This is a genomic window from Telmatospirillum siberiense, assembly GCF_002845745.1.
GTDB lineage: Bacteria > Pseudomonadota > Alphaproteobacteria > Rhodospirillales > Magnetospirillaceae > Telmatospirillum > Telmatospirillum siberiense.
Genome location: NZ_PIUM01000002.1, coordinates 182,905 through 205,866, shown reverse-complemented (window position 1 = coordinate 205,866; position 22,962 = coordinate 182,905). Strand labels below are relative to the sequence as shown.

General features: G+C 62.5%; 19 protein-coding genes. 10 read left to right on the top strand and 9 right to left on the bottom strand.

The annotated features are described in order from the left end of the window. Window positions 1-58 precede the first annotated feature (58 nt). Entirely contained in the window at window positions 59-1,462 is a 1,404-nt protein-coding gene (locus CWS72_RS02845) for a sigma-54 interaction domain-containing protein (RefSeq protein WP_241911539.1), read from the top strand. A gap of 124 nt (window positions 1,463-1,586) precedes the next feature. Here CWS72_RS02845 and CWS72_RS02840 read toward each other — a convergent pair whose 3' ends face one another. The 5 genes from CWS72_RS02840 to pdxH all read right to left on the bottom strand — a co-directional run bounded on the left by CWS72_RS02840 (window position 1,587) and on the right by pdxH (window position 8,298). Continuing rightward, window positions 1,587-4,052, bottom strand: coding sequence for an ATP-binding protein (locus CWS72_RS02840; protein WP_101249047.1), 2,466 nt, complete (start codon window positions 4,050-4,052; stop codon window positions 1,587-1,589). 209 nt (window positions 4,053-4,261) lie between these two features. Continuing rightward, on the bottom strand, window positions 4,262-5,134 hold the full coding sequence (locus tag CWS72_RS02835; RefSeq protein ID WP_101249046.1) for a universal stress protein: 873 nt from the start codon (window positions 5,132-5,134) through the stop codon (window positions 4,262-4,264). A gap of 85 nt (window positions 5,135-5,219) precedes the next feature. Continuing rightward, window positions 5,220-6,746, bottom strand: a complete 1,527-nt coding sequence (locus CWS72_RS02830) for a bifunctional aminoglycoside phosphotransferase/ATP-binding protein (protein WP_101249045.1) — start codon at window positions 6,744-6,746, stop codon at window positions 5,220-5,222. Then, a complete protein-coding gene (locus CWS72_RS02825) occupies window positions 6,743-7,708 on the bottom strand; it encodes a cation diffusion facilitator family transporter (protein WP_146002602.1) in 966 nt (321 codons plus the stop codon). The genes CWS72_RS02830 and CWS72_RS02825 overlap by 4 nt, the downstream gene beginning before the upstream one ends. Continuing rightward, the gene (gene pdxH / locus CWS72_RS02820; protein WP_101249044.1) at window positions 7,705-8,298 is read right to left on the bottom strand and encodes a pyridoxamine 5'-phosphate oxidase; all 594 of its coding nucleotides are present in this window, start codon (window positions 8,296-8,298) and stop codon (window positions 7,705-7,707) included. The genes CWS72_RS02825 and pdxH overlap by 4 nt, the downstream gene beginning before the upstream one ends. A gap of 223 nt (window positions 8,299-8,521) precedes the next feature. Here pdxH and CWS72_RS02815 point away from each other — a divergent pair, with 223 nt between their 5' ends. Continuing rightward, window positions 8,522-9,460 (top strand): DnaJ C-terminal domain-containing protein, encoded by a 939-nt coding sequence (locus CWS72_RS02815; RefSeq protein ID WP_101249043.1) that lies wholly within the window; start codon window positions 8,522-8,524, stop codon window positions 9,458-9,460. Between the two features lie 47 nt (window positions 9,461-9,507). On the opposite strand, the gene CWS72_RS02810 is transcribed toward CWS72_RS02815, so the two are convergent. The 4 genes from CWS72_RS02810 to CWS72_RS02795 form a co-directional block, all read right to left on the bottom strand. Beyond that, window positions 9,508-10,110: an ATPase gene (locus CWS72_RS02810; RefSeq protein ID WP_101249042.1), complete on the bottom strand. Its 603-nt coding sequence runs from the start codon at window positions 10,108-10,110 to the stop codon at window positions 9,508-9,510. Beyond that, the gene (locus CWS72_RS02805) at window positions 10,110-10,349 is read right to left on the bottom strand and encodes a hypothetical protein (protein ID WP_101249041.1); all 240 of its coding nucleotides are present in this window, start codon (window positions 10,347-10,349) and stop codon (window positions 10,110-10,112) included. The genes CWS72_RS02810 and CWS72_RS02805 overlap by 1 nt, the downstream gene beginning before the upstream one ends. A gap of 78 nt (window positions 10,350-10,427) precedes the next feature. Then, on the bottom strand, window positions 10,428-10,817 hold the full coding sequence (locus CWS72_RS02800; protein WP_101249040.1) for a copper resistance CopC family protein: 390 nt from the start codon (window positions 10,815-10,817) through the stop codon (window positions 10,428-10,430). Then, the gene (locus tag CWS72_RS02795) at window positions 10,814-12,121 is read right to left on the bottom strand and encodes a YihY family inner membrane protein (protein ID WP_101249039.1); all 1,308 of its coding nucleotides are present in this window, start codon (window positions 12,119-12,121) and stop codon (window positions 10,814-10,816) included. Before CWS72_RS02795 ends, CWS72_RS02800 begins: the two co-directional genes overlap by 4 nt. A gap of 110 nt (window positions 12,122-12,231) precedes the next feature. On the opposite strand from CWS72_RS02795, the gene fabI reads away from it, so the two are divergent. From fabI to CWS72_RS02755, 8 genes are all read left to right on the top strand, one after another. Beyond that, window positions 12,232-13,047: an enoyl-ACP reductase FabI gene (fabI, locus tag CWS72_RS02790; protein ID WP_101249038.1), complete on the top strand. Its 816-nt coding sequence runs from the start codon at window positions 12,232-12,234 to the stop codon at window positions 13,045-13,047. 6 nt (window positions 13,048-13,053) lie between these two features. After that, a complete protein-coding gene (gene aroC / locus CWS72_RS02785) occupies window positions 13,054-14,139 on the top strand; it encodes a chorismate synthase (RefSeq protein ID WP_101249037.1) in 1,086 nt (361 codons plus the stop codon). 230 nt (window positions 14,140-14,369) lie between these two features. Continuing rightward, window positions 14,370-15,782, top strand: coding sequence for an AmmeMemoRadiSam system protein B (amrB, locus tag CWS72_RS02780; protein WP_101249036.1), 1,413 nt, complete (start codon window positions 14,370-14,372; stop codon window positions 15,780-15,782). A gap of 73 nt (window positions 15,783-15,855) precedes the next feature. Continuing rightward, on the top strand, window positions 15,856-16,638 hold the full coding sequence (gene cysQ / locus CWS72_RS02775; RefSeq protein ID WP_338056141.1) for a 3'(2'),5'-bisphosphate nucleotidase CysQ: 783 nt from the start codon (window positions 15,856-15,858) through the stop codon (window positions 16,636-16,638). Window positions 16,639-16,923: 285 nt separating this feature from the next. Further along, window positions 16,924-17,868 carry an L-threonylcarbamoyladenylate synthase gene (locus CWS72_RS02770; RefSeq protein ID WP_101249035.1) on the top strand — a complete coding sequence of 315 codons (945 nt, stop codon included), beginning with the start codon at window positions 16,924-16,926 and terminating at the stop codon, window positions 17,866-17,868. Between the two features lie 64 nt (window positions 17,869-17,932). Beyond that, complete coding sequence (locus CWS72_RS02765; protein ID WP_101249034.1) at window positions 17,933-19,342, top strand: FAD-binding oxidoreductase; 1,410 nt, start codon at window positions 17,933-17,935, stop codon at window positions 19,340-19,342. Window positions 19,343-19,480: 138 nt separating this feature from the next. Continuing rightward, window positions 19,481-20,602, top strand: coding sequence for an LPS export ABC transporter permease LptF (gene lptF, locus CWS72_RS02760; RefSeq protein WP_101249033.1), 1,122 nt, complete (start codon window positions 19,481-19,483; stop codon window positions 20,600-20,602). Window positions 20,603-20,617: 15 nt separating this feature from the next. Further along, window positions 20,618-22,960: an LPS-assembly protein LptD gene (locus tag CWS72_RS02755; protein ID WP_146002601.1), complete on the top strand. Its 2,343-nt coding sequence runs from the start codon at window positions 20,618-20,620 to the stop codon at window positions 22,958-22,960. The last annotated feature ends 2 nt before the right edge of the window (window positions 22,961-22,962 follow it).

Below are 22,962 nucleotides of genomic sequence, written 5' to 3'. Positions count from 1 at the left end.
GAGCTGACAAGCGGGCCCTCCACAATTCAATTGGTTGGCCCACTGGGGCGGGAGAAAAATGATGGCGATCGGCCCGGAGGATATCCGCAAACGGGCGGTGCAATCGATGTTCGACCATATGGCCTCCATCTGCGAAGGGCTGGTGGCCGTCGACCGCGACGTCCGCATCGCCTGGATGGACGATAAATACAAGGCCCTGCTGGGGATCGATTACGATGTCACCGGCAAGGTGGTCGAAGAGGTCATTCCCAACAGCCTGATGCGCCAGGTGGTGACCACCGGCAAACCCATCCTGCTCGATATCATGGAGTTCGGTGTCCGCTCCTTCGTCGTCATCCGCTTGCCGCTTCTGGGAGAAAATGGCGAAATCCAGGGCGGTATCGGCCTCGTCCTGTTCGACCGGGCCGAATATCTCAAACCCCTGGTGTTCAAATTCTCCAAACTGCAGGAAGAGCTGAACCGCACGCGCCGGGAATTGGCCGGCGAACGGCAGGCCAAATACACCTTCTCGCAATTCCTCGGGACCAGCGAGGAGGTGCGCCAGGTCAAGACCCTGGCCCGCCGGGCCGCCCAGATGGACAGCACTGTCCTGCTGATGGGGGAGACCGGAACCGGCAAGGAACTGCTGGCTCATGCCATCCACGCGGCCAGCGCCAGGGCGTTGAGGCCGATGGTCAGCATCAATGTCGCCGCCGTCCCGGAAGCGCTGCTGGAGGCCGAGTTTTTCGGCGTCGCTCCCGGCGCCTATACCGGGGCCGACCCGCGCGGGCGCGACGGCAAGTTCCAGCTGGCCAACGGCGGCACCCTGTTTCTCGATGAAATCGGCGACATGCCCCTGTCCATGCAGACGAAATTGCTGCGAGCCCTGCAGGAAAAGGAAATCGAGCCTCTGGGCAGCAACAAGGTTCTGCGCATCGATGTCCGGATCATCGCGGCCACCAGCCGCGACCTGGCCGCGCTGGTGCGGGCCAACCTGTTCCGCGCCGACCTTTATTACCGGATCAATGTGCTGCCGATCACCCTGCCCCCCTTGCGCCAAAGGGGCGAAGACATCGAAATCCTGGCGGAGAGCATCCTCGATCTCCTGCGTCTGAGGCTGGGCGAAGGCCCTCGCGAACTTGACCGCTCCGCCATCGAGGCGCTGAAAGCCCATGATTGGCCGGGCAATGTCCGAGAACTGCACAATATTCTGGAACGGGTTTGCATGCTCGTCGAGGCACCGGTGCTGACCGCCGAACATTTCGCGGCCATTCTGCCGCGACCGCCGGCACCGCCGGCCAACGACTCGCCCCCGCCGGTCCAGGCGCTGGCCACGGTGGTCGGCCAGGCGGAAAGGGCGGCGATCTCCGCCGCCCTGCTGCAAGCGGGCGGCAACAGGTCGGCGGCGGCCAAACTGTTGGCGATTTCCAGGGCGTCGCTCTACGAACGGATGGCCGCCTTCGGCATGATGTCCAAGGACTGAGGGCCTGTTGACACGTTATCGAATCAACAGGCCCTTGAGCCGGAGCGGCGTTTGAGCCCGCTGGAGCGGAGCGGAAGCGTCATATGAAACCGTCGGGCCAGGAGCGATTATTTCGCGACAGGCCCTACGAGCCTGTTACTTCAGGAAAAGAGACAAAAAATTCGCTGCCCTCGCCAGGAGTCGACTGGACCCAGATGGCGCCTCCGTGATGCTCCACGATCTTCTTGCAGACGGCCAGTCCGATGCCGGTGCCGTCATAGTCGCGGCGAGGATGAAGTCGTTGGAAAATGCCGAAAATGCGCTCGAAATGCTGAGGTGCGATACCAATGCCATTGTCCGCCACCGATACCACCCATTCCTTGCGCCGCTGCCGGGCAGTGATGACGACTTTCGGCGGACAATCGGGAGCATGATATTTCAGCGCGTTGGCGACCAGGTTCTGAAATAGCCGCACCAGTTCCTGGCGGTCGCCCAATACAGTCGGCATCGCCGGATGAATCTCCAGCACCCCGCCGACTTCCTCGATCCGGGTTTTCAGATTACCGGCCACCTCCGCCACCACCTCGGCCAGGCAGACGGGTTCAAGGGGGCGGCTGGCGCGGCCAATCCTCGAATAATCGAGCAGATCGAGAATCAGCCGATCCATCCGCTCGGCGCCGTCCTTGGCATAGCCGATAAATTCCCGAGCCTCGTCGCTTAAGTGACCGGCGAGACGCCGCTCCAGAAGCCCGAGATAGGAACTCACCATCCGCAAGGGCTCCCTGAGATCGTGCGAGGCGACATAAGCGAACTGCTCCAGATCGGTATTGGAACGGGCAAGTTCCCGCGTCTTGTCGGTTAGCGCACGCTCGGCGGCCATGCGGGCGACGGTGTTGTGGAAATAACCGGCGATGAACTCCTCCCCCTCGTGGAACAGATAGTTCGCCGACATTTCGACGGGGACCAGCGCACTGGCCTGCGCACCGGTATGCACGCGGTGCTTCGTTTCGATCAGCAGGGATTTCTTCAGTTTCACCTCATGCCAAAACTCATCGAGGGCTTCGGTGTCCTGCAGGCCGACGTCCCAGTCCGGCAGACGCCAAGTCAACAGTTCTTCGCGCGGAACGCCATAATGGGCGCAGGCGGCATCGTTGGCGAAGACCATCCGGAACCCTTGGCGCGGACTGATCACATAGACGCAGTCCGACGTATATTCGATCAGACTGCGGTAAAGAGCCAACTGCTGTTCATTGCGCTTCTGCTCGCTGATGTCCTCCATCACCCAGGCGACGCCAAGGGACGGTGAGCCGACGTCGAGCAACCGGGCGCGCATCCTGCACCAGAAGGTGCTGGCGTCCTGACGATGCATGAGGATCTGATCGCTGAAGGTCCCGCCCGAAAGGATGACGGGGTAGGCGCGGCGCCCCAGATCGTCGAATTGCGCCCGGGAGCCGTAAAGCCTTTCCGCGGATTGGCCGAGCAGGCCTTCGGACGATATGCCGAAAATGTCCGCCAGGGTTTTGTTGACCAACTGCAAGGTCCGATCGATGCCGACGATCCCCAGCCCGATGGGGGAGTTCTGCAGGATCGCCCGCAGCCGGGCGGTGGCTACCTCGGCTTCCGACAAGGCCCGTTCCCGCGCCTTCCAGCTCCGCTCCAGAAACCGGCCGGCCAGCAACGTCGTAATGACGAAACAGGCGGCCAGCCCGCCCAGGGCCATCGCGCCATTTCTCCATTCCGTCAGATTGTCGACCTCCGCCAATCCGACGATGACGTAAAGAGGATGGGAGGATAGTTTGCGAAAGGAGAAGACCCTTTCGACATCGTCGATGCTCGCCCGCGCCCGGTAAAGCCCACCATTCGGATGCTCCCGCACGCGCTTCTGGAATTCCTTCGACGGGGTCCTGACTCCGGCGAGATTGGCGGTGTCCGGAACCTGGGGAAAGCGCGCCAGCAAAACGAAATCGCCGTCACGCAGGCTGACGGAGCCGTGCGGACCGACATCCAGGGTGGAAAACAGCTCCTGAAAGCGGTCAAGACCGACCGCCGCCAGGACTATGCCGGCGAATGAGCCATCCGGCATGGAAAGCCTGCGGGCGAAGACGATCGACCACCCCGGACTAGCCCTTCCCTCCAATGGCTTGGAAAGAACCAGCCCAGCCTGCGGATCGGCGCGAAGACGAATGAAATAGTCCCGGTCGGCGATGGAAACGGGGGGGCCCGCGATTTCGGGAGTCCCGCCGATCACCAGCCCGGTAGGACCCGCCACCCGGAGGGATATGATATCGGGCAGACGCTCCTTCTGCGCTTTGAAGATGCGGGCGAAGCGCTGCTCATCGGAAACATCCGACGACCTCTCCCGCTCGAACTCGTCGGCGACGGCGCGCAAACCCAAATCGATCCTCTCGATGACGCCGACGACGCTCTGTTCCAAAACCCGCGACAGATTGCCGGCGGCGGCCTCCACCCGGCTTCGCGATTGCAGATAGCTCTGATGAATTGCCAGGCCGACCAGGGCGATCACGAACAGATCGATCAGCACGGCGGCGGCGAAAATTCCCTTTCCGGTGAAGCCCCGAGGCATTTCGATAGGTTCGCGACGGACTTTCATCCCGCATCTCCGCGAAGCGACGCCGCCACCGGAAGCCGGGCGGGACAACGGATAGAGCGCAGGCCTTGCGAGAACGCCGCCTCCACCAAAAGATTATAATATGTTTCTCCGTTTTCTCCCGCAATGCGATTACCCCGGCCGGATAGACTCCGGGCCCCGACGCCATTGCCGCCGGGGCCCGGATGAAAAACAACGCCGTCACACCGGAATTAGTGGCAGAGCAGGACCGGCAATTTAGCGAAATGCAGAACGTGACGGGTCACGCCCCCCATGATCAACTGACGCAGTCGGCTGTGGGTGTAGGCGCCCATGACAACAAGATCTGCGCCGCGCGTCACCGCCTCGTCGAGCAGAATCTGTGCGACCTGCCCGCCGGCCGCGCTGCTGGCCGGGAAGCAATGCTTGCTCGCCGAGACGCCATGCCAAGCCAGATATTTGACCAGTTCTCCGGGCGAGGTGGCTTCCTCCTCGCGGGCGGACAGGATGACGACCTCATCGGCCTGACGCAGGAAGGGCAAAGCCGCTCCCACGGCACGTGCGGCCTCAATGCTGCCGTTCCAGAAGACCGCCACTTTCCTGCCGACACTGGCCGGCAAGGTGGGGGGAGCCAGCAACAACGGCCGCCCGCTTTCCATCAGGGCCGCATTCAGGGTCATGATCGAAGGGACATCGCTCTCCGGCATCGGACGAGCCAGAACCAGAAGATCGGACAGACGCCCGGTCTCGGCCAGAACCTCCTCCTCCCGCCCGATTTCCTCTCGCCAATGGGCCGAAAGCCGCGGATCGGAAAACGGCGCTTCGGCCTGGTCAACCCCTTCACTCGTGCAGATCTTATCGAACAGGGCGCGAATTCCCTGGGCCCGTTCGGTCGCCTGCTTCTCGGCGACCGTCAGCATTTCCTCGACCATCGCTCCCGACATTCCTTCTCCAACCAAGGGAATGGCGCTGGCGGGATCGATTCGGACATGGAGCGCTTCGATATGGGCCGCGTGATTGCGCCCCACCAAGAGAGCCAACCCCAATGTTGCAGGCGCGGTGTCGGCGTCGCTGAGGCAGGCGAGGATCGTTCGATAGCCAGTCATGGCTTACCTCCTCGTGCAGTGGCTTTTAATTCGCCGCTTGAACGATTATGCCCCTTCCACTCTTAAGGGAACAGCGCCAGTTTTCTCATATCGCCAAATCTTTCCGCACGGCGAGAAAGGTCTCCGCCTTGCCGCCCGAGGCGTCATAGCGGCGCCAGAAGATATCTCCCAGGGGATAAGTCAACTGGCGTTCCAGGACGGCCACGGTGGCATCCGACGCATCGTTGCGCCGTGCGTCGACCCGCTCGCGCAAAACCTTTGGATCGGCGTCGAGCCAAAGGCCATCGAACGGGACCCCAGCGCGTGACGCCACCGCCTCGATCGCGGCCCGCTGTTCGGGACGGGAGAAAACCGCATCGGCGATCACAGCATGTCCCGCGCGCAAGATCCGCTCGGCCTGTTCATAAAGTGTCGCGTAGGTGCGCCCGGTCATCTCCTCGCTGTAGCCCTCGGCGGACAGCCGGGTGAAAGGATCGATACCGGCCAGATGTTTGCGCAGGACGTCGCTTCGCAAGGCGACGGCACCCGGCGCAGCTCCGACGAAAGGGGCCAGATCGGCGGCCAGACGCGATTTTCCGCTGCCCGACAGGCCGCCGACCGCCAGCAAACGCGGTGGCGACGGCGCGAGATAGGCCCCAGCTCTCGCCAAATAGGCCACAGCCTCGCCACGCTTCTCCGCCCGTCCACCTGCCTCGGCCGTGGCGGCGCAAACATGCGCGCGGATGGCCGCCCGCAACGACAGGAAAAGCGGCAAAGCGGGCAAAGCGTCGAAATCACCGGTCCGTTCCAGATAGCGATTGAACACCGCCGACGCCAGGTCGGGAAGCCCTCGGGCCTCCAGATCCATGATGAGGAAGGAAAGATCGTAGAAGACGTCGATACAGGCGAATTCCTCGTTGAACTCGATGGCGTCGAAAAGGGTCGGACGCCCCTTGAACAAACAGATGTTGCCGAGATGCAAATCGCCGTGGCAACGCCGGACCAAGCCATTCAGCCGCCGCCGCTCCAACAGCGGCGACAGCCTGAAAAGCCAGGCCAGCGATCCATCGGTGACCGCGCCCACCTGGGCCGGATCGAAAAGCCCCGGAGCGAACCGGGCCAAACTCGCCTGATTGGTGTTGATGGTGAAGCTGGCCCCGGCCTCGCCCCCCCATTCGGACTGGGGTTCTGCCGATTGATGGAAACTGGCGATCACGTCGGCCAGGGCGCGCGCGTCGTCGCGCGCCAGCCCCCCCTTGGCGGCCAACCGGTCGAAGAGATGTTCCTGGTCGAACCGCGCCATGACGATCACCCAATCGACGGTGGCGCCCTCGCCATCGAAGGCAAGCGCTCCCCCCTTGTCACGGGTCACCGCGACCAGCCCCAGATAAAGTTCGGGCGCCGTCCGGCGATTGACCACCAGTTCCCGTTCGCACGCCGTCCGCCGTTGTTCGAGGGTGGTGAAGTCGAGGAATGGCAGGCGCACCGCCCGCTTGAGCTTGTAGGCGCGCTCTCCGGCCAGAAAGATCGAGGAAATATGGGTGTCGATCCGGTCAACCGACGTGACACCCTGACCGTAACTCGACGGCAAGGACAGCCAAGCCACCAGTTCGGCTTGAGAATCGGCGGTCACGACGCCCTGCTCCTGCGCGGAACCGTTCGCGAAGCATCACGCGTCGCATAGCGTTCCCCGTCGAAAGGATCCTTCCGCTCCATGGTTCCCGCGGGATCCTGGTGAATGATCACGTCGGCGGCGGGGAAAGCCTTGCGAAGGCCGGCCTCGACCTCATCGCTGATGACGTGAGCGCGTTTCAGGCTGATGTCGGGATCGAGTTCAAGATGCAATTGGATGAAACCTTGCAATCCGGCCGAACGGGTCCTGAGATCGTGAATATCATGCACATCGGGATGAGCCTGGCAAATCTCGGCAATCCGTTTGCGGTCCTCGTCCGGAAACTCCCGGTCCATCAGCAGATGGAGGGAGCGCCAGGCGATGGTCGCCGCCGAATAGACCAGAAACCCGGCGATACCCAGGGCGAACAGGGGATCGGCCCATTCGAAGCCGAATTGCGCCGAGAGAATGAGCGAGACGATGACGCACATGTTCATCCCAAGATCGCCGACGTAATGCAGATGATCGGCATCGATCGCCAGGGAACCGGTTCGCCGGATGACGTAGCGTTGAAAAAGCACCAGCCCCACGGTCATGACGATTGAAAACGCCATGACGGCGATGCCGAGCGGAGCATGATCGACGGCTTCGGGAAAAAACATCCGCTTTCCGGCTTCGCCCACCAGAAATAACGCGGAACCGGCGATGAAGGTCGATTGTGCCAGCCCCGCCAGCGGCTCGGCCTTGCCATGGCCGAAGCGGTGCTGGTGGTCCGCCGGCTGCAAGGCCTGCCGCACCGCGAAAAGATTGACCAGCGAGGCGACGGTATCCAGCGTGGAATCGATCAGGGTGGAGAGCAGCGCCACCGAATCGGTGGCACCCCACGCCACCAGCTTGACGACGATCAGCAAGCTCCCCACCGCCACCGACAGATAGGTGGCCCGGCGCATCAATTGCCCGTCCGGGAACACCGCCTCGGTCATGGGAACAACTGCTCCGTCTGCCACGCTCCATCGGCGCCACGATTATAGACGAACCGCTCGTGCAGCCGGAAGGTTCGGTCCTGCCAGAATTCGATGCTGCGCGGCACCAGACGAAACCCCGACCAGTGCTCCGGCCGCGGCACGGCGCCGAAACCGAATTTGGCCGCGTATTCGGCGATCCTGCGTTCCAGATCGAAGCGCCCCGTCATCGGGCGCGACTGCCTCGAGGCCCAGGCGCCGATCTGGCTGCCGCGGGCCCGGCTGGCGAAGTAGGCATCCGCCTCCGCGGCGCTCACCGGCACGACCCCGCCATCGATGCGGATCTGCCGGCGCATGCTTTTCCAATGCAGACATAACGACGCCTGGGGATTGGCCAGCAGTTCGCCACCTTTGCGGCTTTCCAGATTGGTGTAGAAAACGAAACCGGTTTCGTCATACCCCTTCAGCAGAACCATGCGGACGGACGGGTGTCCATCGGGAGTGCTGGTGGCCAGCGCCATCGCGTTGGGATCGTTCGGCTCGTGCTTTTCCGCGTCCTGCATCCATTCGCCGAACAGGGCAATGGGATCTTTGGCATCGTCCGCCATCATTCGCCGTCCATTTTCATTTCCGTGATACGGGGCTAAACATGACCAACGCCGTCATTGGCGCGGCAGTCTGCGCTGCCCATCGATGTGACTTGCTAGAGTCCTGTTATAGCACGCCTCTGATCGCTGGAAAGTCGTTCGCGAACCCACTATCTTGAAACATTAACAGATGGGGACGTCCCGGAGGACGGGAACCCCGGCATATGTTTGAGAAGGTAAAATTCCTGTGGACGATCCCTATAAACTGCTGGGCGTCGCCCGCGACGCCACGCAAGACCAGATTAAAAGTGCGTATCGAAAATTGGCGCGAAGCCTTCATCCCGACGTCAATCCCGATAACAAACAGGCGGAAGAGAAATTCAAGAAGGTCAGTTCCGCCTATGATCTGTTAGGCGATCAGGCGAAGCGCGCGCGTTTCGATGCCGGCGAAATCGACGCCTCCGGCGCCGAGAAGCCCCGCTATGGCTATCGCGGTGGATTCGGCGACGGCGCAGCGTCCGGCGGCAGGTCTTCCGACGGCTTCCGCTTCGGCAACAGCGCCGACGACATTTTCGCCGAGCTTTTGCGCCGGCGCAGCAAGGGCCGGGCGGGTGGATGGAACCCGTTCGAATCCGACGAGGCTTCGCCGACGAAGGGGGCGGATGCGGAATACTCGCTGCGGATCAGCTTCACCGAATCCGTCATGGGCACCACCAAGCGGATCACCTTGCCGACGGGAAAGAATCTCGATGTCAAGGTTCCCGCCGGCACCAAGGACGGAGCGAAACTGCGGCTCAAAGGCCAGGGCCACCCCGGACGCAGCAACGGGCCGGCCGGCGACGCCCTGATCGAGATGAAAGTGGAATCCCACCCGTTCTTCTCGCGCGACGGCAACGACATTCTGGCCACCGTTCCGGTGACGCTGCCGGAAGCCGTCCTCGGCGGCAAGGTGACCGTCCCCACCGTCGACGGAAAGGTCACATTGACCATCCCGGCCGGATCCAACAGCGGCACCGTGCTCCGTCTCAAGGGCAAGGGCGCTCCCCATGGCAAGGCGCGCGGAGATCAACTGGTCACGCTGAAGGTAGTGCTTCCCGAGCCTCCCGACGGCGAACTTGAGAGCTTTTTAAAATCCTGGACGGCCAAGCATCCCTACGACGTGCGGAGCAAGGTCGGCATGAGTTAACGAGGGCCTTCGGCGGGCCCCGTCATGCACGGACACCCGTGGAAGCGTCAGATAAGACCTTGAGCGTCCCCGAGCGAGCCGAATGCCCGCTGAGCCCACCCCGGCAGGACACGGGCCACTCGGCGCGGCCGCCCTTCATCGAGGACGAACAGAAGACGGGGACGATATTTCCCCTGATTATCCAGGACAAAGCTTCGGTGCGCGAGTTGAAATGCCGTTTGAAGGTTCTCCATGGTACGAGCGTAGCGTCGCCGAATGTCGACGACAGGGACGTCGTGCCCGCCATCACGAACCCGACCGCGCACACGGGCAAAAGAGGTCTCAGGCCCAGCGATCCCCAAGAAAATCAGGTTGACTTTGAAACCTGCGGCGCGAGCATCCTCCATGACACGCAGTTCGGAATGGCCGCTCAACGTTGTTTCGATCGCGAACGATCGTGCGGATGCAAGATGCTCTTGTCGGAGTTTCGCGGCCTCTTTTCCTGCCAGAAACATGATCGCGGCCTCACCACGATGACCCGGCTTGATCGACCGGGCGATATCATCGGGATTGACCACGGGAATCCGCGCGGCAACCCAGTATCTCCGGACCAAGGTCGACTTTCCGGCTCCATTGGGTCCAGCGAAAACCCAAAGCTGGGGGCGCGACATCAGAGGTTCTGAATGACGATGTCATCACCGTCGAAGCTGACGCGTACAAGCTGCCTTGTCCCGTCCGGATTTTCCCGGATCAACAAACCTTCCGGGGTGTCATCTTCGCTGTAATATGCGGGAATTCCCTTGGCCAAAAGCTCCTTCACCGCATAACCGTCATCCTGTTCGATCAAGCGCGGCAGGTCATTCCAGAGCCGATCGAGATCGTCTTCCTGAAGGCGGGGCTGGAGACTCATGGCGTTGCTCCTTAAATCGGCACCGAAACTGCAAAAATATTCGATTATGGACGCCGAATTGCAAGTCCCCTCGGCCGGTCACCGCGCCACGACGAAGGAAAAACTGCCGTTGGCCGATTGCCCTTCCCGTCCGACCATGCGCCAATTCACCAGGCAGGGTCCTTGCGCCTTGGCGAACAGAGGAACGTGGACGACGGCGGCCCTCGTCTTGTCGCGTTCCATATGGCCGACGTCGATACGCCGGCCGTTGCCGTCGAGCACCGCGATAAAGGAATAGGCCGGCTCGACGGGAGCGCTGAAGGTCAGCACCACCTCGGACGGAGAAGTCTCCACGACCGCCTCGGCGGCAGGATCGCTGGATCGCAGATCGAGGCGGTCTTTCGCCATCGCCGCCCGTGACGACCAGGACAGGCAAAGGACGGCGGTGGCGATGGCGAGCCAAAAGCCGGGGAGGCGCGGAATGCTCATGGGGAATGCCGCGCCGCCTGCCCGGCGGCGCCCTTCTCTTTGCGTTCGGATGACGGCGGCTTCATGGGACTATCCAAAATGCTGTTCAGCGTCAGGTCAAGCGCGGCGTCTTCGCTGCGCGCGATATCGTCCAGCCGCCCGGCAATGCGATTCATGACCGGCGTTTCCCCTTCCGCCCCGCCATGACCGCCCAACCCGAGATCGAGGGCACGAACGACGTCGGCCAAAGTCGCGCAGCTCGGGTCGCGTCCCAGAAAGTATCGGCCGGATTCGGTCTCGGCGACGAAACCGGACCGGCATAACGGATCGAGAACAGCCTGCAAATCTGCCTCCGCTTCGCCGGTCTGCTCAAGAAGATCGCTGCGTCCGCAGCCCCGCGCCGCCCCCCTCGCCTCGAGAAGGAGAACCTGGAGCAGGGACAAGGCCGAAGCCAGTTTTTGCCGCTCCGACAGCCTTTCGCCCAAGGTTTCGCGGGAGCGCCGCCACTCCGGCAAAGCCGCCGTCAACTCCGCCCCGAACAGAACGACCATCCAGGATAGATATGTCCAGAACAGAAAGATCGGCACGCTCGCCACCGCGCCGTAAATCGACTGATAGGCTTTGACATTGGCCACATACAGGCCAAACCCCCAGCGCAAGGCGGCGAAAGCCAGCCCGGCGGCGATGCCGCCGAGGGCGGCGTCGATCGGCCTGACACGGCGGTTGGGCACGCTTGAATATAGAAGAGCGAAGGCGACCATCAGCAGAACGGCCGGCGCCGCTCCGGTGACCAGGCGGACGATGCTCCACAATCCGGCGCGCGCCGCCCAGTCGCTTGCCGCATAGAGCCACGCCGACAGGGAAAAGCTGGCCCCCAGCATAAGCGGCCCCAAAGTCAGCGCCGTCCAATAGACCAGCAGGCGGGACATCGGAGTCCTGGGCGTCGTCACCCGAAAAATCTGGTTGAGCGAACTTTCGATGGTAACGAGCACCATGATCGCGCTGAAGGCCAGACCGATCACCCCCGCCGCCGTCAGCTTGCCGGCATTCCTGACGAATCCGGCGATATAGCCCTGCACCTGTTCGCCGACCGAGGGCACCACATAACGGAAAAGCGTCGCCTGCAAATTGTCGCGCACCGCGTCGAAAACCGGAAAGGCCGCCAGGACGGCCAACCCGATCGCCAGCAGCGGGACCAGGGACAACAAGGAGGTATAAGCCAGGGACGACGCCATGTCGAAAGCGCCGTCGGCCCGAAAGCGCCGTCCGACATAAAGAGCGAGGCGGACGTAGCGGCCGCCTTTCATAGAGAAGGTCGCGATCATGGCCCTCCTTCGCCGCGGATGCGCCGTGCTTTGACCATATCCCGCTTTGGTGTAGGATGCGCGCGTTTTGCCATCAGGTGTGGCGCAAAGAATCTCTGAGAGAGGACTGTATGACCGTTTCTTCGGCTCTTCTGGCCGGCAAGAGAGGCCTCGTCATGGGCGTGGCCAATGATCGTTCCATCGCGTGGGGTATCGCCAAGGCGGCTCACGAACACGGTGCCGAACTGGCCTTCACCTTTCAAGGCGAAGCTTTGGAAAAGCGGGTCCGCCCGCTGGCCGAGGGCATCGGTTGCGATGTGGTCCTGCCTTGCGACGTAACCGATGAAAGCAGCATCGACGCCGTTTTCGACACCCTTGCAAAAAAATGGGGTCGCCTCGATTTCGTCGTGCATGCCATCGCCTATTCCGACAAGGAAGAACTGAAGGGCCAGTACGTCGATACCTCGGCCGACAACTTCAGCCGCACGATGCTCATCTCGTGCTACTCCTTCACCGCGATCACCAAGCGGGCCGTTCCCTTGATGACCGAAGGCGGCAGCCTGGTAACGCTCACCTATTATGGCGCGGAACGGGTGATGCCGCACTACAACGTGATGGGCGTGGCGAAGGCGGCTCTCGAAGCCAGCGTCCGTTATCTGGCGGTCGACCTGGGTGGCAAGAACATCCGCGTCAACGCTCTGTCGGCCGGACCGATCAAAACCCTGGCCGCTTCGGGCATCGGCGACTTCCGCTATATTCTGAAATGGAATCAGTACAACTCGCCCTTGAAGCGCAACGTCACTATCGATGATGTCGGCCGGTCGGGCCTCTATCTCCTGTCCGATCTGTCAAGCGGCGTCACCGGCGAAGTCCATCACGTGGACGCCGGCTATCACGTCGTCGGCATGAAAGCCGTCGACGCTCCCGATATTTCCGTCGTGGAGTGATCGCCCATGGCCGGCAACGCCTTCGGCACCCTGTTCCGTTTCACCACCTTCGGCGAAAGCCATGGGCCGGCGATCGGCTGCGTGATCGATGGCGTGCCGCCGCGTATCGCCTTGAGCGAAAACGACATCCAACCGTGGCTGGACCGGCGCAAGCCGGGCCAGTCGCGTTATACCACCCAGCGCCGTGAAGCCGACGAGGTGAAAATCCTCTCCGGTGTTTTCGAAGACCGGACCACCGGAACACCGGTCGGCCTGCTGATCGAAAACACCGACCAGCGATCGAAGGACTATTCCGAAATCGCCGAACGCTTCCGCCCCGGTCACGCCGACTATACCTATCAGGCGAAGTACGGCATCCGCGACTATCGGGGGGGCGGGCGCTCGTCCGCCCGTGAAACGGCGATGCGCGTCGCCGCCGGCGCCGTCGCCCGCAAGGTGCTCGACAGCCTGGTGCCGGGTGGTGTCGTCATTCGCGGCGCCATGGTCCGGATGGGGCCCCATGCCATCGATAGAAGCCGTTGGGATTGGACGGCGGTCGGCGATAATCCTTTCTGGTGCCCCGACGCCCAGGCGGCCGAACAATGGGCCGATTACCTGGACGGCATTCGCAAAAGCGGCTCCTCCATCGGCGGTATCGTCGAGGTGGTGGCCGAGAACGTGCCCGTCGGCCTGGGCGAGCCGGTCTATGACAAGCTCGACGCCGATATCGCCAAGGCCCTGATGAGCATCAACGCGGTCAAGGGCGTGGAGATCGGCGACGGATTCGCAGCAGCCCTCCTTTCAGGCGAGGAAAACGCCGATCAGATGAGGATGCAGGATGGCAAGGTCGCCTTCCAGTCCAATCATGCCGGCGGCATTCTGGGGGGCATCTCGACGGGACAGACCATCGTCGCCCGCATGGCGATCAAACCGACGAGCTCGATCCTCTCGCCGCAGGCCTCCGTCGACCGGCAGGGCAACGACGTGGACGTTTCGACCAAGGGGCGCCACGACCCCTGCGTGGCCATCCGCGGCGTTCCGGTGGCCGAAGCCATGCTGGCGGTGACCCTGGCCGACCACCTGCTGCGCCATCGCGGTCAATGCGGACTTTGAGCCGAAGAGCGCACCACCACTTTTAGGGCCCGTTAATGAATTATCGAAACAACGGGCCCTTAAGCCCGAGCGACGCTTGAGCCCGCTGGAGCGAAGCGGAAGCGTCATATGAAACGAAGGGTCGGAGCGATTGTCTCGCGACGAGCCCTTAGATGCCTTGCCGCTTCTGAGAACTCCCGCTTTGCGTTAAACTTAAGGCACCCTTCGTCGAACAACCTGCGGGGCAGACCATGAGTCTCGTCCGTCATGCCGCCGTCGCCGGCATGTTCTATGCGGCCGACCCCGCGATTCTCGCGGGTGACGTGCGGCGGTTCCTGGACGGCGCGCCGGCGAAGCGGGCCGAGGAGGCCGACGCGCCCTTCCCCAAGGCGATCATCGCCCCTCATGCCGGCTACGTCTATTCGGGACCGATCGCGGCCAGCGTTTACGCCCGGATCAAAGAGGCCCGGCGGGAGATCCGCCGCGTCGTGCTGTTCGGCCCCTCGCACCGGGTGGCCTTTCCCGGGCTTGCCGTGCCGTCGGTGGATTTTTTCGAAACGCCGCTGGGCCGCGTCCCCCTCGATCGGCAAGCCATCGGCGGCCTGCTCCGCCTGCAAGGGGTGGCCACCCTCGACGCCGCGCACGCCCAGGAACACAGCCTTGAGGTGCATCTGCCGTTTCTGCAAACCGTCCTCGACGATTTCACCCTGATTCCCGTGGTGGTGGGCGACGCCTCTCCGGAACTGGTGGCCGCCGCGATGGAAGCGCTCTGGGGTGGGAATGAAACGCTGGTCGTCGTCAGTTCCGACCTCAGCCATTATCATGACTACGACCACGCCCGGCAAATGGACGGGACCACCAGTCGGGCGATCGAACGGCTCGATCTGGGCGCCATCGCTTACGACCAGGCTTGTGGGCGCACCCCCATCGCCGGCCTTCTTCTCGAGGCCCGTCGCCACGGCCTGACCGTGGAAACCCTCGACCTGCGCAATTCCGGCGATACCGCCGGGCCGCGCGACCGGGTCGTCGGCTATGGCGGCTGGATATTCCGTCCGAAGGAAAACCTGTCCGGCACGCGGGACCAGCAGGAAAACGGCGCGGCGACCTTGCGCCGGCACGCCCCCTTGTTGCTCGCCCTGGCCCGTCAATCCATCAATGCCCGGCTGAACGGGCAGGACTGCCCGCGCCCGCAAGGCCTGCCGGCATTCCTGGACGCGCCCGGTGCCAGTTTCGTAACCTTGAAGAAGCACGGGGATCTCCGTGGATGTATCGGGTCCGCCGTCGCCTGGCGGCCCCTGGCCGACGACATTCTCGACAATGCCACGGCCGCCGCCTTCCGCGACCCGCGCTTCACGCCGCTGAGCCCGGCGGAATGGGGGGAGATCGAGCTATCGCTTTCGGTGCTGACTCCGCCGGAGCCGATTCGCTTCACCAGCGAAGCCGATCTCCTGGCCCAATTGCGCCCCCGCGAGGACGGCCTGATCATCGAGGATGGAACACACCGGGCGCTGTTCCTGCCGATCGTGTGGGAGATGCTGCCCGATCCCAAGGATTTCCTCCACCATTTGAAACGCAAGGCCGGCTTGCCCGACCATCATTGGTCACACTCCTTCACCGCCCGACGTTTCCACGCGGTCGAATTCGACGAGCGCCCGGATTCATGAGCGAAGAGGGTTGATCGGAAGGACTGGCCGGGAGAAAGTCTTTCTCCCTCCCGAAGACCAGAGGCTTTTCCCCGTGATCGATTTTTACCGGATGCTTCCCACCATCAAATCCCTGGCCCGCGAGGCGGGCAAAGCCATTCTCGACGTCTATGGAAGCGACTTCGCCGTTACCCGCAAGGACGACGCCTCCCCGGTCACCGAGGCGGACCTGCGCGCGGAAGCCATCATCCTGGCCGGATTGCGCCAGATCGCGCCGGATATTCCGATTGTCTCGGAGGAAGCCATGTCGGCCGGCGCCCAGGTCGATGTGTCCGGTGGACGATTCTGGCTCGTCGATCCCCTGGACGGCACCAAGGAATTCGTCAATCGCAACGGAGAATTCACGGTCAATATCGGGCTGATCTGGGATGGCGCACCCCGCCTGGGGGTGCTTTACGCGCCCGTCCTGGACCGCATGTTCGCCGCCGTCCCCGACGAGGCGAGCGTCGAGGAGAAAGGCGCCGCGCCCAGACCCATCCACTGCCGCATACCGCCGGAGCGGGGACTGACCGTGCTGTCCAGCCGCTCGCACCGCAATCCAGAACAGTTCGAGTCCTTCATCCGCCCATTTTCCGTCTCCGAAATCCGCAACTCCGGAAGTTCGCTGAAATTCGCCCTGATCGCCGCCGGCGAGGCCGATCTCTATCCCCGCTTCGGCCCCACCATGGAATGGGACATTGCCGCCGGACATGCCATTCTCGCCGCGGCCGGCGGTTGTCTCAGCCAACCGGACGGCTCGGCCCTCGTCTATGGCAAGCCCGGTTTTACCAATCCACCCTTCGTCGCCTGGGGCACGGAACGCCCGGCCCTGCGATAAACCCCACCGGTACGCGATCAGCGTTTCCTTGACTTTAATTAGGGATTGATAGATTATGGTGGCCGTGAGCGATGACATCGCCCACCTTTCAGCCGCCGCACATGCCTTTGCGGTGACGTGGCTCCGGATCACGAAAATCGATGGTCCGCTCCAAAAAACAAGCGAACTGGGGCCGCCTTCCTGAAAGGCGGCCCTTTCATTTGTCCGGGGCTTTTGCTATTTGACGTTTTCCCCCTCGCGTTCCAGCAATCGGCGCCTTTTGCGCCCCGCTTTTGAACAGTGACCATGTCCATCATCGCACCCACCGCCGCAGCCATCGCCGAGGCCGCCGGCCTGCTTCGTTCCGGCTCTTTGGTCGCCTTCCCCACCGAAACGGTTTACGGCCTGGGGGGCGACGCCACCAATGACCTTGCCGTCGCCGCGATTTTCGCAGCCAAAGGGCGTCCCGCCTTCAATCCCCTGATCATTCACGGCCCCAACGCCCGATCGTTCGAGGAGGCGGTGATCATGGACGAACGGGCTCACCGCCTGGCGAAGCGCTTCTGGCCCGGCCCCCTGACCATGGTGCTTCCGCGCCGACCGGGTTCGCCGGTCTCCCTGTTGGCCTCGGCGGGATTGGATAGCGTCGCCGTGCGGGTGCCGTCGCATCCTGTCGCCCTGGCGCTGTTTGAAGCCGTGGGGATTCCGATCGCGGGGCCGAGCGCCAACCCGTCGGGACGGATCAGCCCGACCACGGCCCGCCACGTCGACGAAGGATTGGGCCAGGCACTGGCGATGATTCTCGACGGCGGCCCCTGTCAGGTCGGCGTCGAATCGACGGTGATCGACCTCTCGACTGCCTCGCCGACCCTGCTGCGGCCGGGTGGCGTCACCCTTGAAACCCTGAGGGAAATCCTGGGAGACGTGTGGGTGGCCGGTGCCGACCAGCCGAATGCCCCCCGATCGCCGGGCATGCTGAGCAGCCACTATGCGCCCAACCTGCCGGTCCGCCTGAACGCATCCAACGTCCGCGAGAACGAGGCTTTGCTCGCGTTCGGACGGGCGGACGGCGCCACGCTCAACCTCAGCCCCACAGGCGATCTGGCCGAAGCGGCCGCCAATCTCTTTTCCATGCTGCGGAGCCTCGACCGGAACGAATTCGAGGGAATCGCCGTGATGCCGATCCCCGAGAACGGTCTCGGCCTGGCCATCAACGACCGCTTGCGCCGCGCCGCCGCGCCCCGCGCCTGACACCGCGGACGGAGCCCCCAACAACGCTTGTCTCCAAGCGCTGTTGGCGTTAAATGCTGGAACCATGACCCAAGACATTCTGGCGCGCATCGCCGCCGTCGTCGGACCGCAAGGCTTGCTGACCGGCGCATCCGAGATGGCCCCATATCTGGAAGAGCAGCGCGGCCTTTTCCACGGAAAGGCTCTCGCGGTCGTCCGTCCCGGATCCACCGAGGAAGTGGCGGCGGTCGTTCGCCTTTGCGCCGAACAGGGTATCGGCATCGTGCCGCAGGGCGGCAATACCGGCCTCTGCGGTGGTGCGTCCCCCGACACCACAGGCTCGGAAATCATTCTCAATGTGTCGCGGATGAACAAGATCCGCGCTATCGATCCGGTGAATTTCACCATGACGGTCGAAGCCGGCGTCATCTTGCAGACGGTGCAGGACACGGCCAGCGACGCAGATTGCCTCTATCCCCTGAGCTTCGGTGCCGAGGGCAGCGCTCAAATCGGCGGGACCATCGCCACCAATGCCGGCGGCGCGGGTGTTCTGCGTTACGGAAATGCCCGGGACTTGGTCATGGGTCTTGAGGTGGTTCTTCCCGATGGGCGGATTTGGGACGGGCTGCGCACCCTGCGCAAGGACAACACCGGTTACGATCTCAAGCATCTGTTCATCGGCAGCGAAGGCTCCCTGGGCATCATCACCGCCGCGGTACTCAAGCTGTTCCCGAAACCCACGGACATCCAGACGGCGTTCTGCGCGCTCGGCTCCCTCGACGCGGCGCTTGCCCTCCTGTCGCGCGCCCGCGCGGCCACCGGCGACAGCGTCACCACATTCGAGCTGATCCCCCGGATCGGACTCGAAATAGCCGTGAAACACGTCCATGGAGTAACCGACCCCCTGGCCGAGCGTCATGACTGGTACGTCCTGATGGAGCTGTCCTCGTCGCGCGCCGACGCCAATCTCCAGGAGAGCCTCGAAACCTTGCTCGGTGACGCCATGGAGGAAGGCGAGGTGGTCGATGCCGTTATTGCCTCCTCGTCCGAACGGCAGCAGGCCCTGTGGCGCATCCGCGAAGGCATCCCGGAAGCCCAGAAACGTGAGGGGGGAAGCATCAAGCACGATGTCTCCGTCCCGATTTCGGCGGTCCCCGAGTTCATCCGCCAGGCAAGCCTGGCCGTGGAAGCCGCCATCCCCGGCATCCGCCCCGTGCCCTTCGGTCATGTCGGCGACGGCAATATCCACTTCAATCTGAGCCAGCCGATCGGCGCCGACAAACAGGCCTATATCGGCGAATGGGCCCGCATGAACAGAATCGTTCACGACATCGTCGTCGGCATACAGGGGTCGATCAGCGCCGAACATGGCATCGGCCAATTGAAGAAAAACGAACTGGCACATTACAAGGCGCCATTGGAGTTGGATCTGATGAAACGGATCAAAGCGGCCTTCGACCCTCGCGGCCTGATGAATCCCGGCAAAATCGTATAAGCGGACGCGGATTTCGAGATCTTGACCCGACGCACCATACTCATCCGCGGGACAAACGGCCGAACGCCGTCGGGAAAACGACAGCGCACCCAGGTTTTGCCTGTTCTTCGTCACAGTCCGCCGTCATAATCCGGCCGCATGCTGGGAATCGTCCGCTATATCCTGCGTCAACTCGCCGTCGGCATGGTGCTGGTCACCATCGGTCTGACCACGATCCTTTGGCTGACGCAATCACTGCGCTTTGTTGAACTGACCGTCAACAAGGGGGCTTCGGTCGGCATTTTCCTGAAGCTGACGCTTCTGGTGATGCCCAACCTGCTGACCGTCATTCTGCCAGTCTCACTGTTCGCCGTCGTCTTGTTCACCTACAACAAGCTGATCGCCGACCGGGAACTCGTAGTTCTGCGCGCCGCGGGGCTCAGCCACTGGACCCTCGCCCAACCGGCGCTGCTCCTCGCCGGCATCAGCACGGTCATCGGTTTCGTATTCAATATCTGGGTCATCCCGCGGGCCGTGGAGGAGTTCCACCAGTTACAGTGGGCGCTCCGCTCCAGTGCGACCAACGTCATGCTGCAGGAGGGCCAGTTCAATCAGATCGGCACCGGCCTCACCGTCTATGTCAAGGCCCGCAGCCCCGCCGGCGAGTTGTTGGGCATCATCGTCTATGACCGGCGCAATCCGATGAACACCATCACTTTGATGGCGGAACGGGGTGCTCTGATCAAGACCGACAACGGCACGCCGAAGGTCTTGATGATCAATGGCACCAGAGAACAGGTAACGCGCGGATCCGATCGCCTTTCGTTGCTATATTTCGACAATTATGCGATGGAATTCAATGACTCCTCCGATCCAACGGAGGAACGCTCGCGCGATGCCCGCGAGCGGCCGACAAAAGAACTTTTTTCTGTCACCGAGGCGCAAGTGGGCTCAACCGCATTTCGTCAATTCCGCGTCGAGGGACACCAACGCCTGTCTTCTCCGCTTTATCATTTTTCCTTCGCCTTTCTGGCGACGGCCTGCCTGTTGTCCGGGTGGTTCAATCGGCGAGGCCAGATGGACCGCCTGATTCTCGCCATCATCCTGATGGTGCTGATTCAAGCGATGGCACTGGGCGTTTCGAATTTGGCCACCAGGAACCTGTCCCTGATTCCCCTCATGTACCTGGCCCCCATGCTGCCTTCGGTGATCGGAGCCTGGGTATTGCTGGCGCCGTCGTTCAAAAAGGCTGCTCCGGCGGTCAGATTACCGCCAGGCTGAGGAGAGCGCTGAATCTTGTCCCGCCGTCTTTCCTCCGTAATGCTTGCCGTCGCCTCCGTCGTCGCCTTCGGCCTGCCCGCAGACGCTCAGCAATCCACCGCTGACGGCTCCACGCCGACGGGCGGAACGGATAAAAGCAGCGCTGACGCCAGTCCCGACGCCGCGACGGCCACCGGAAGCGGTTCCCAGCGGCAGCGAGCCACCACGCGCCCAAAGCGCAAGAGCTCGCAGAACGAAAACCAGCCGGCCCTGATCACCGCCGATCAGATCGTCCATGATCGCGATCTCAACACGGTAACCGCCCGCGGTCACGTCGAGGTCGATCAGGGCGAGCGGATCCTGCTGGCCGACGCCTTGTCCTACAATTTGAAGCAGGACGTGATCATCGCCACCGGCAACGTCAGCCTGACCGAGACCACGGGTGACGTAACCTTCGCCGATTACATCGAACTCACCGGCGATATGAAGACCGCGACGACGAAGGGCATCCGCATCCTGATGGTCGATGACTCGCGTATCGCCGCCAACAGCGGCAACCGGGTCGCCGGCGACCGCAGCGTCTTCGAGAAAGGCGTCTACACGGCCTGCAAGCCCTGCGCCGACAATAGCGGATCGCCACCGCTCTGGCAGATGAAAGCCAACCGCATCACCCACGATGAAATCGAACATCTCATCGAATATAACGATGCCTGGCTGGAGATGGACGGCGTCCCCGTCGCCTATACCCCCTATCTCTCGCACGCCGATCCGACGATAAAACGCAAAAGCGGATTGCTGCCGCCGTCCGTTCTCAATAACACCATCGTCGGCACTGGCATCCGCATCCCTTATTTCCAGGTGATCGATCCCTATCAGGACATCACCTTGACCCCCATGGCGACCGTCAGCGGATTGAGCAGCAGCAGCAGCAGCAGCAGCAGCAGTTCAAGCTCCAGCAACGACGGCAATTACGAGCAACTGGCCCTCGTTCATCGCTGGCGGAACATTTACGGCGGCACCAAGACGACGTTCAGCGTCACCAACATGCCGGAATCGACCGTCGAAACCAAGGCGACGGTCGGTTGGCATGTGGATGCCTACGGCCGTTTCGACCTGGACGACACCTGGAGAGCGGGATATGCGGTCCAGCGGGCCTCCGACCGCTATTACCTGACCACCTTCGGTTACCACACGCCCCAGCCCTATCTGACCTCCCGCCCCTACCTGGAAGGCTTCGACGAACGGAGTTATACGGCTTTCGAGGCCTATTCGTTCCAAAGCCTGAGCACGCCCACCTCAACCACCCCGAAGTCGCCGGTGGTCTTCCCGATGGCCACCTACAGCTATGTAGGCAATCCCGGCCGCTACGGCAGCTATTGGAATTTCGACACCCACGCCGCGGTGATCACCCGCCAGGACGGGGTTAACAGCCGGCGGGTCAATACCTTGACGGGCTGGAACCTGCCCTATACCGCCGCCGACGGCGAGATCTACAAGATCAGCGCGTCGGTCCGGGCCGACGGCTACAACAGCGACCACGTCACAACCGACGACAACAAACAATATAACCGGGCCCGATCGATTCCCATGGCATCCGTCGATTGGCGCTACCCATTCACCCGGCTGGGAGAACATTCCTCTCAAACCATTTCGCCGATCGTCGTCGCGACGGCCAGCCCTTATGGCGGCAACACCAGCAAGATCCCGAACGAGGACAGCCTCGATTTCGAACTGGACGACACCAACATCTTCAAAGCCAATCCCGGCACGGGATATGATCGTGTGCTGACCGGGCCGCGCGTGGCCTATGGTGGACAATACACCATCGTCAATCGCGGCATGGGAACGGCGGATGTCGTGCTCGGACAGTCCTACCAGGTGCATCCGGAGGCGGTATTCCCACAAGGCAGTGGTCTCGACCATCATGTCTCGGATATCGTCGGACGGGCCGGGGTTTCGCCGTCCTCCAATTTCACCGTGCAATACGGCTTCAGGATGGATAAGGACAGCCTGACCCTGCGGCGCAGCGAGATCAACACGTCCATCGGACCGAAGCCGTTGAATTTGCAGACGAGTTATGTTTTTTACGATCGGTTGAATCCCACCAGCCTGTTCGACGCGCGAGAACAACTGACCGGGACCCTGTCGGTGCAGGCTTCGCATTATTGGTCGACACAGCTATACACTACGCAGAATCTTGGCGCCGGCGCCGCCCCGCTACAGACGGGCGTCAGGGTGATTTACGAAGACGAGTGTTTCCAGATAACCGCCAACGCCGGTTCCAGCCACACCACCGTCAAGACCTTCACTGCGGGGCACTATTTCACGCTCAGCATCAACTTCAAGACTTTGGCCCAATTCCCTGTGGACGTATTCTGAAC

Coding starts and splice junctions, on each gene's coding strand:
- CWS72_RS02825 (WP_146002602.1), bottom strand. CDS start 7,708: ATGACCGAGGCGGTGTTCCCGGACGGGCAATTGATGCGCCGGGCCACC.
- CWS72_RS02810 (WP_101249042.1), bottom strand. CDS start 10,110: ATGTCGCGCCCCCAGCTTTGGGTTTTCGCTGGACCCAATGGAGCCGGA.
- CWS72_RS02835 (WP_101249046.1), bottom strand. CDS start 5,134: ATGACTGGCTATCGAACGATCCTCGCCTGCCTCAGCGACGCCGACACC.
- CWS72_RS02800 (WP_101249040.1), bottom strand. CDS start 10,817: ATGAGCATTCCGCGCCTCCCCGGCTTTTGGCTCGCCATCGCCACCGCC.
- pdxH (WP_101249044.1), bottom strand. CDS start 8,298: ATGATGGCGGACGATGCCAAAGATCCCATTGCCCTGTTCGGCGAATGG.
- CWS72_RS02770 (WP_101249035.1), top strand. CDS start 16,924: ATGTCCATCATCGCACCCACCGCCGCAGCCATCGCCGAGGCCGCCGGC.
- amrB (WP_101249036.1), top strand. CDS start 14,370: ATGAGTCTCGTCCGTCATGCCGCCGTCGCCGGCATGTTCTATGCGGCC.
- CWS72_RS02765 (WP_101249034.1), top strand. CDS start 17,933: ATGACCCAAGACATTCTGGCGCGCATCGCCGCCGTCGTCGGACCGCAA.
- lptF (WP_101249033.1), top strand. CDS start 19,481: ATGCTGGGAATCGTCCGCTATATCCTGCGTCAACTCGCCGTCGGCATG.
- CWS72_RS02845 (WP_241911539.1), top strand. CDS start 59: ATGATGGCGATCGGCCCGGAGGATATCCGCAAACGGGCGGTGCAATCG.
- aroC (WP_101249037.1), top strand. CDS start 13,054: ATGGCCGGCAACGCCTTCGGCACCCTGTTCCGTTTCACCACCTTCGGC.
- CWS72_RS02805 (WP_101249041.1), bottom strand. CDS start 10,349: ATGAGTCTCCAGCCCCGCCTTCAGGAAGACGATCTCGATCGGCTCTGG.
- fabI (WP_101249038.1), top strand. CDS start 12,232: ATGACCGTTTCTTCGGCTCTTCTGGCCGGCAAGAGAGGCCTCGTCATG.
- CWS72_RS02840 (WP_101249047.1), bottom strand. CDS start 4,052: ATGAAAGTCCGTCGCGAACCTATCGAAATGCCTCGGGGCTTCACCGGA.
- CWS72_RS02795 (WP_101249039.1), bottom strand. CDS start 12,121: ATGATCGCGACCTTCTCTATGAAAGGCGGCCGCTACGTCCGCCTCGCT.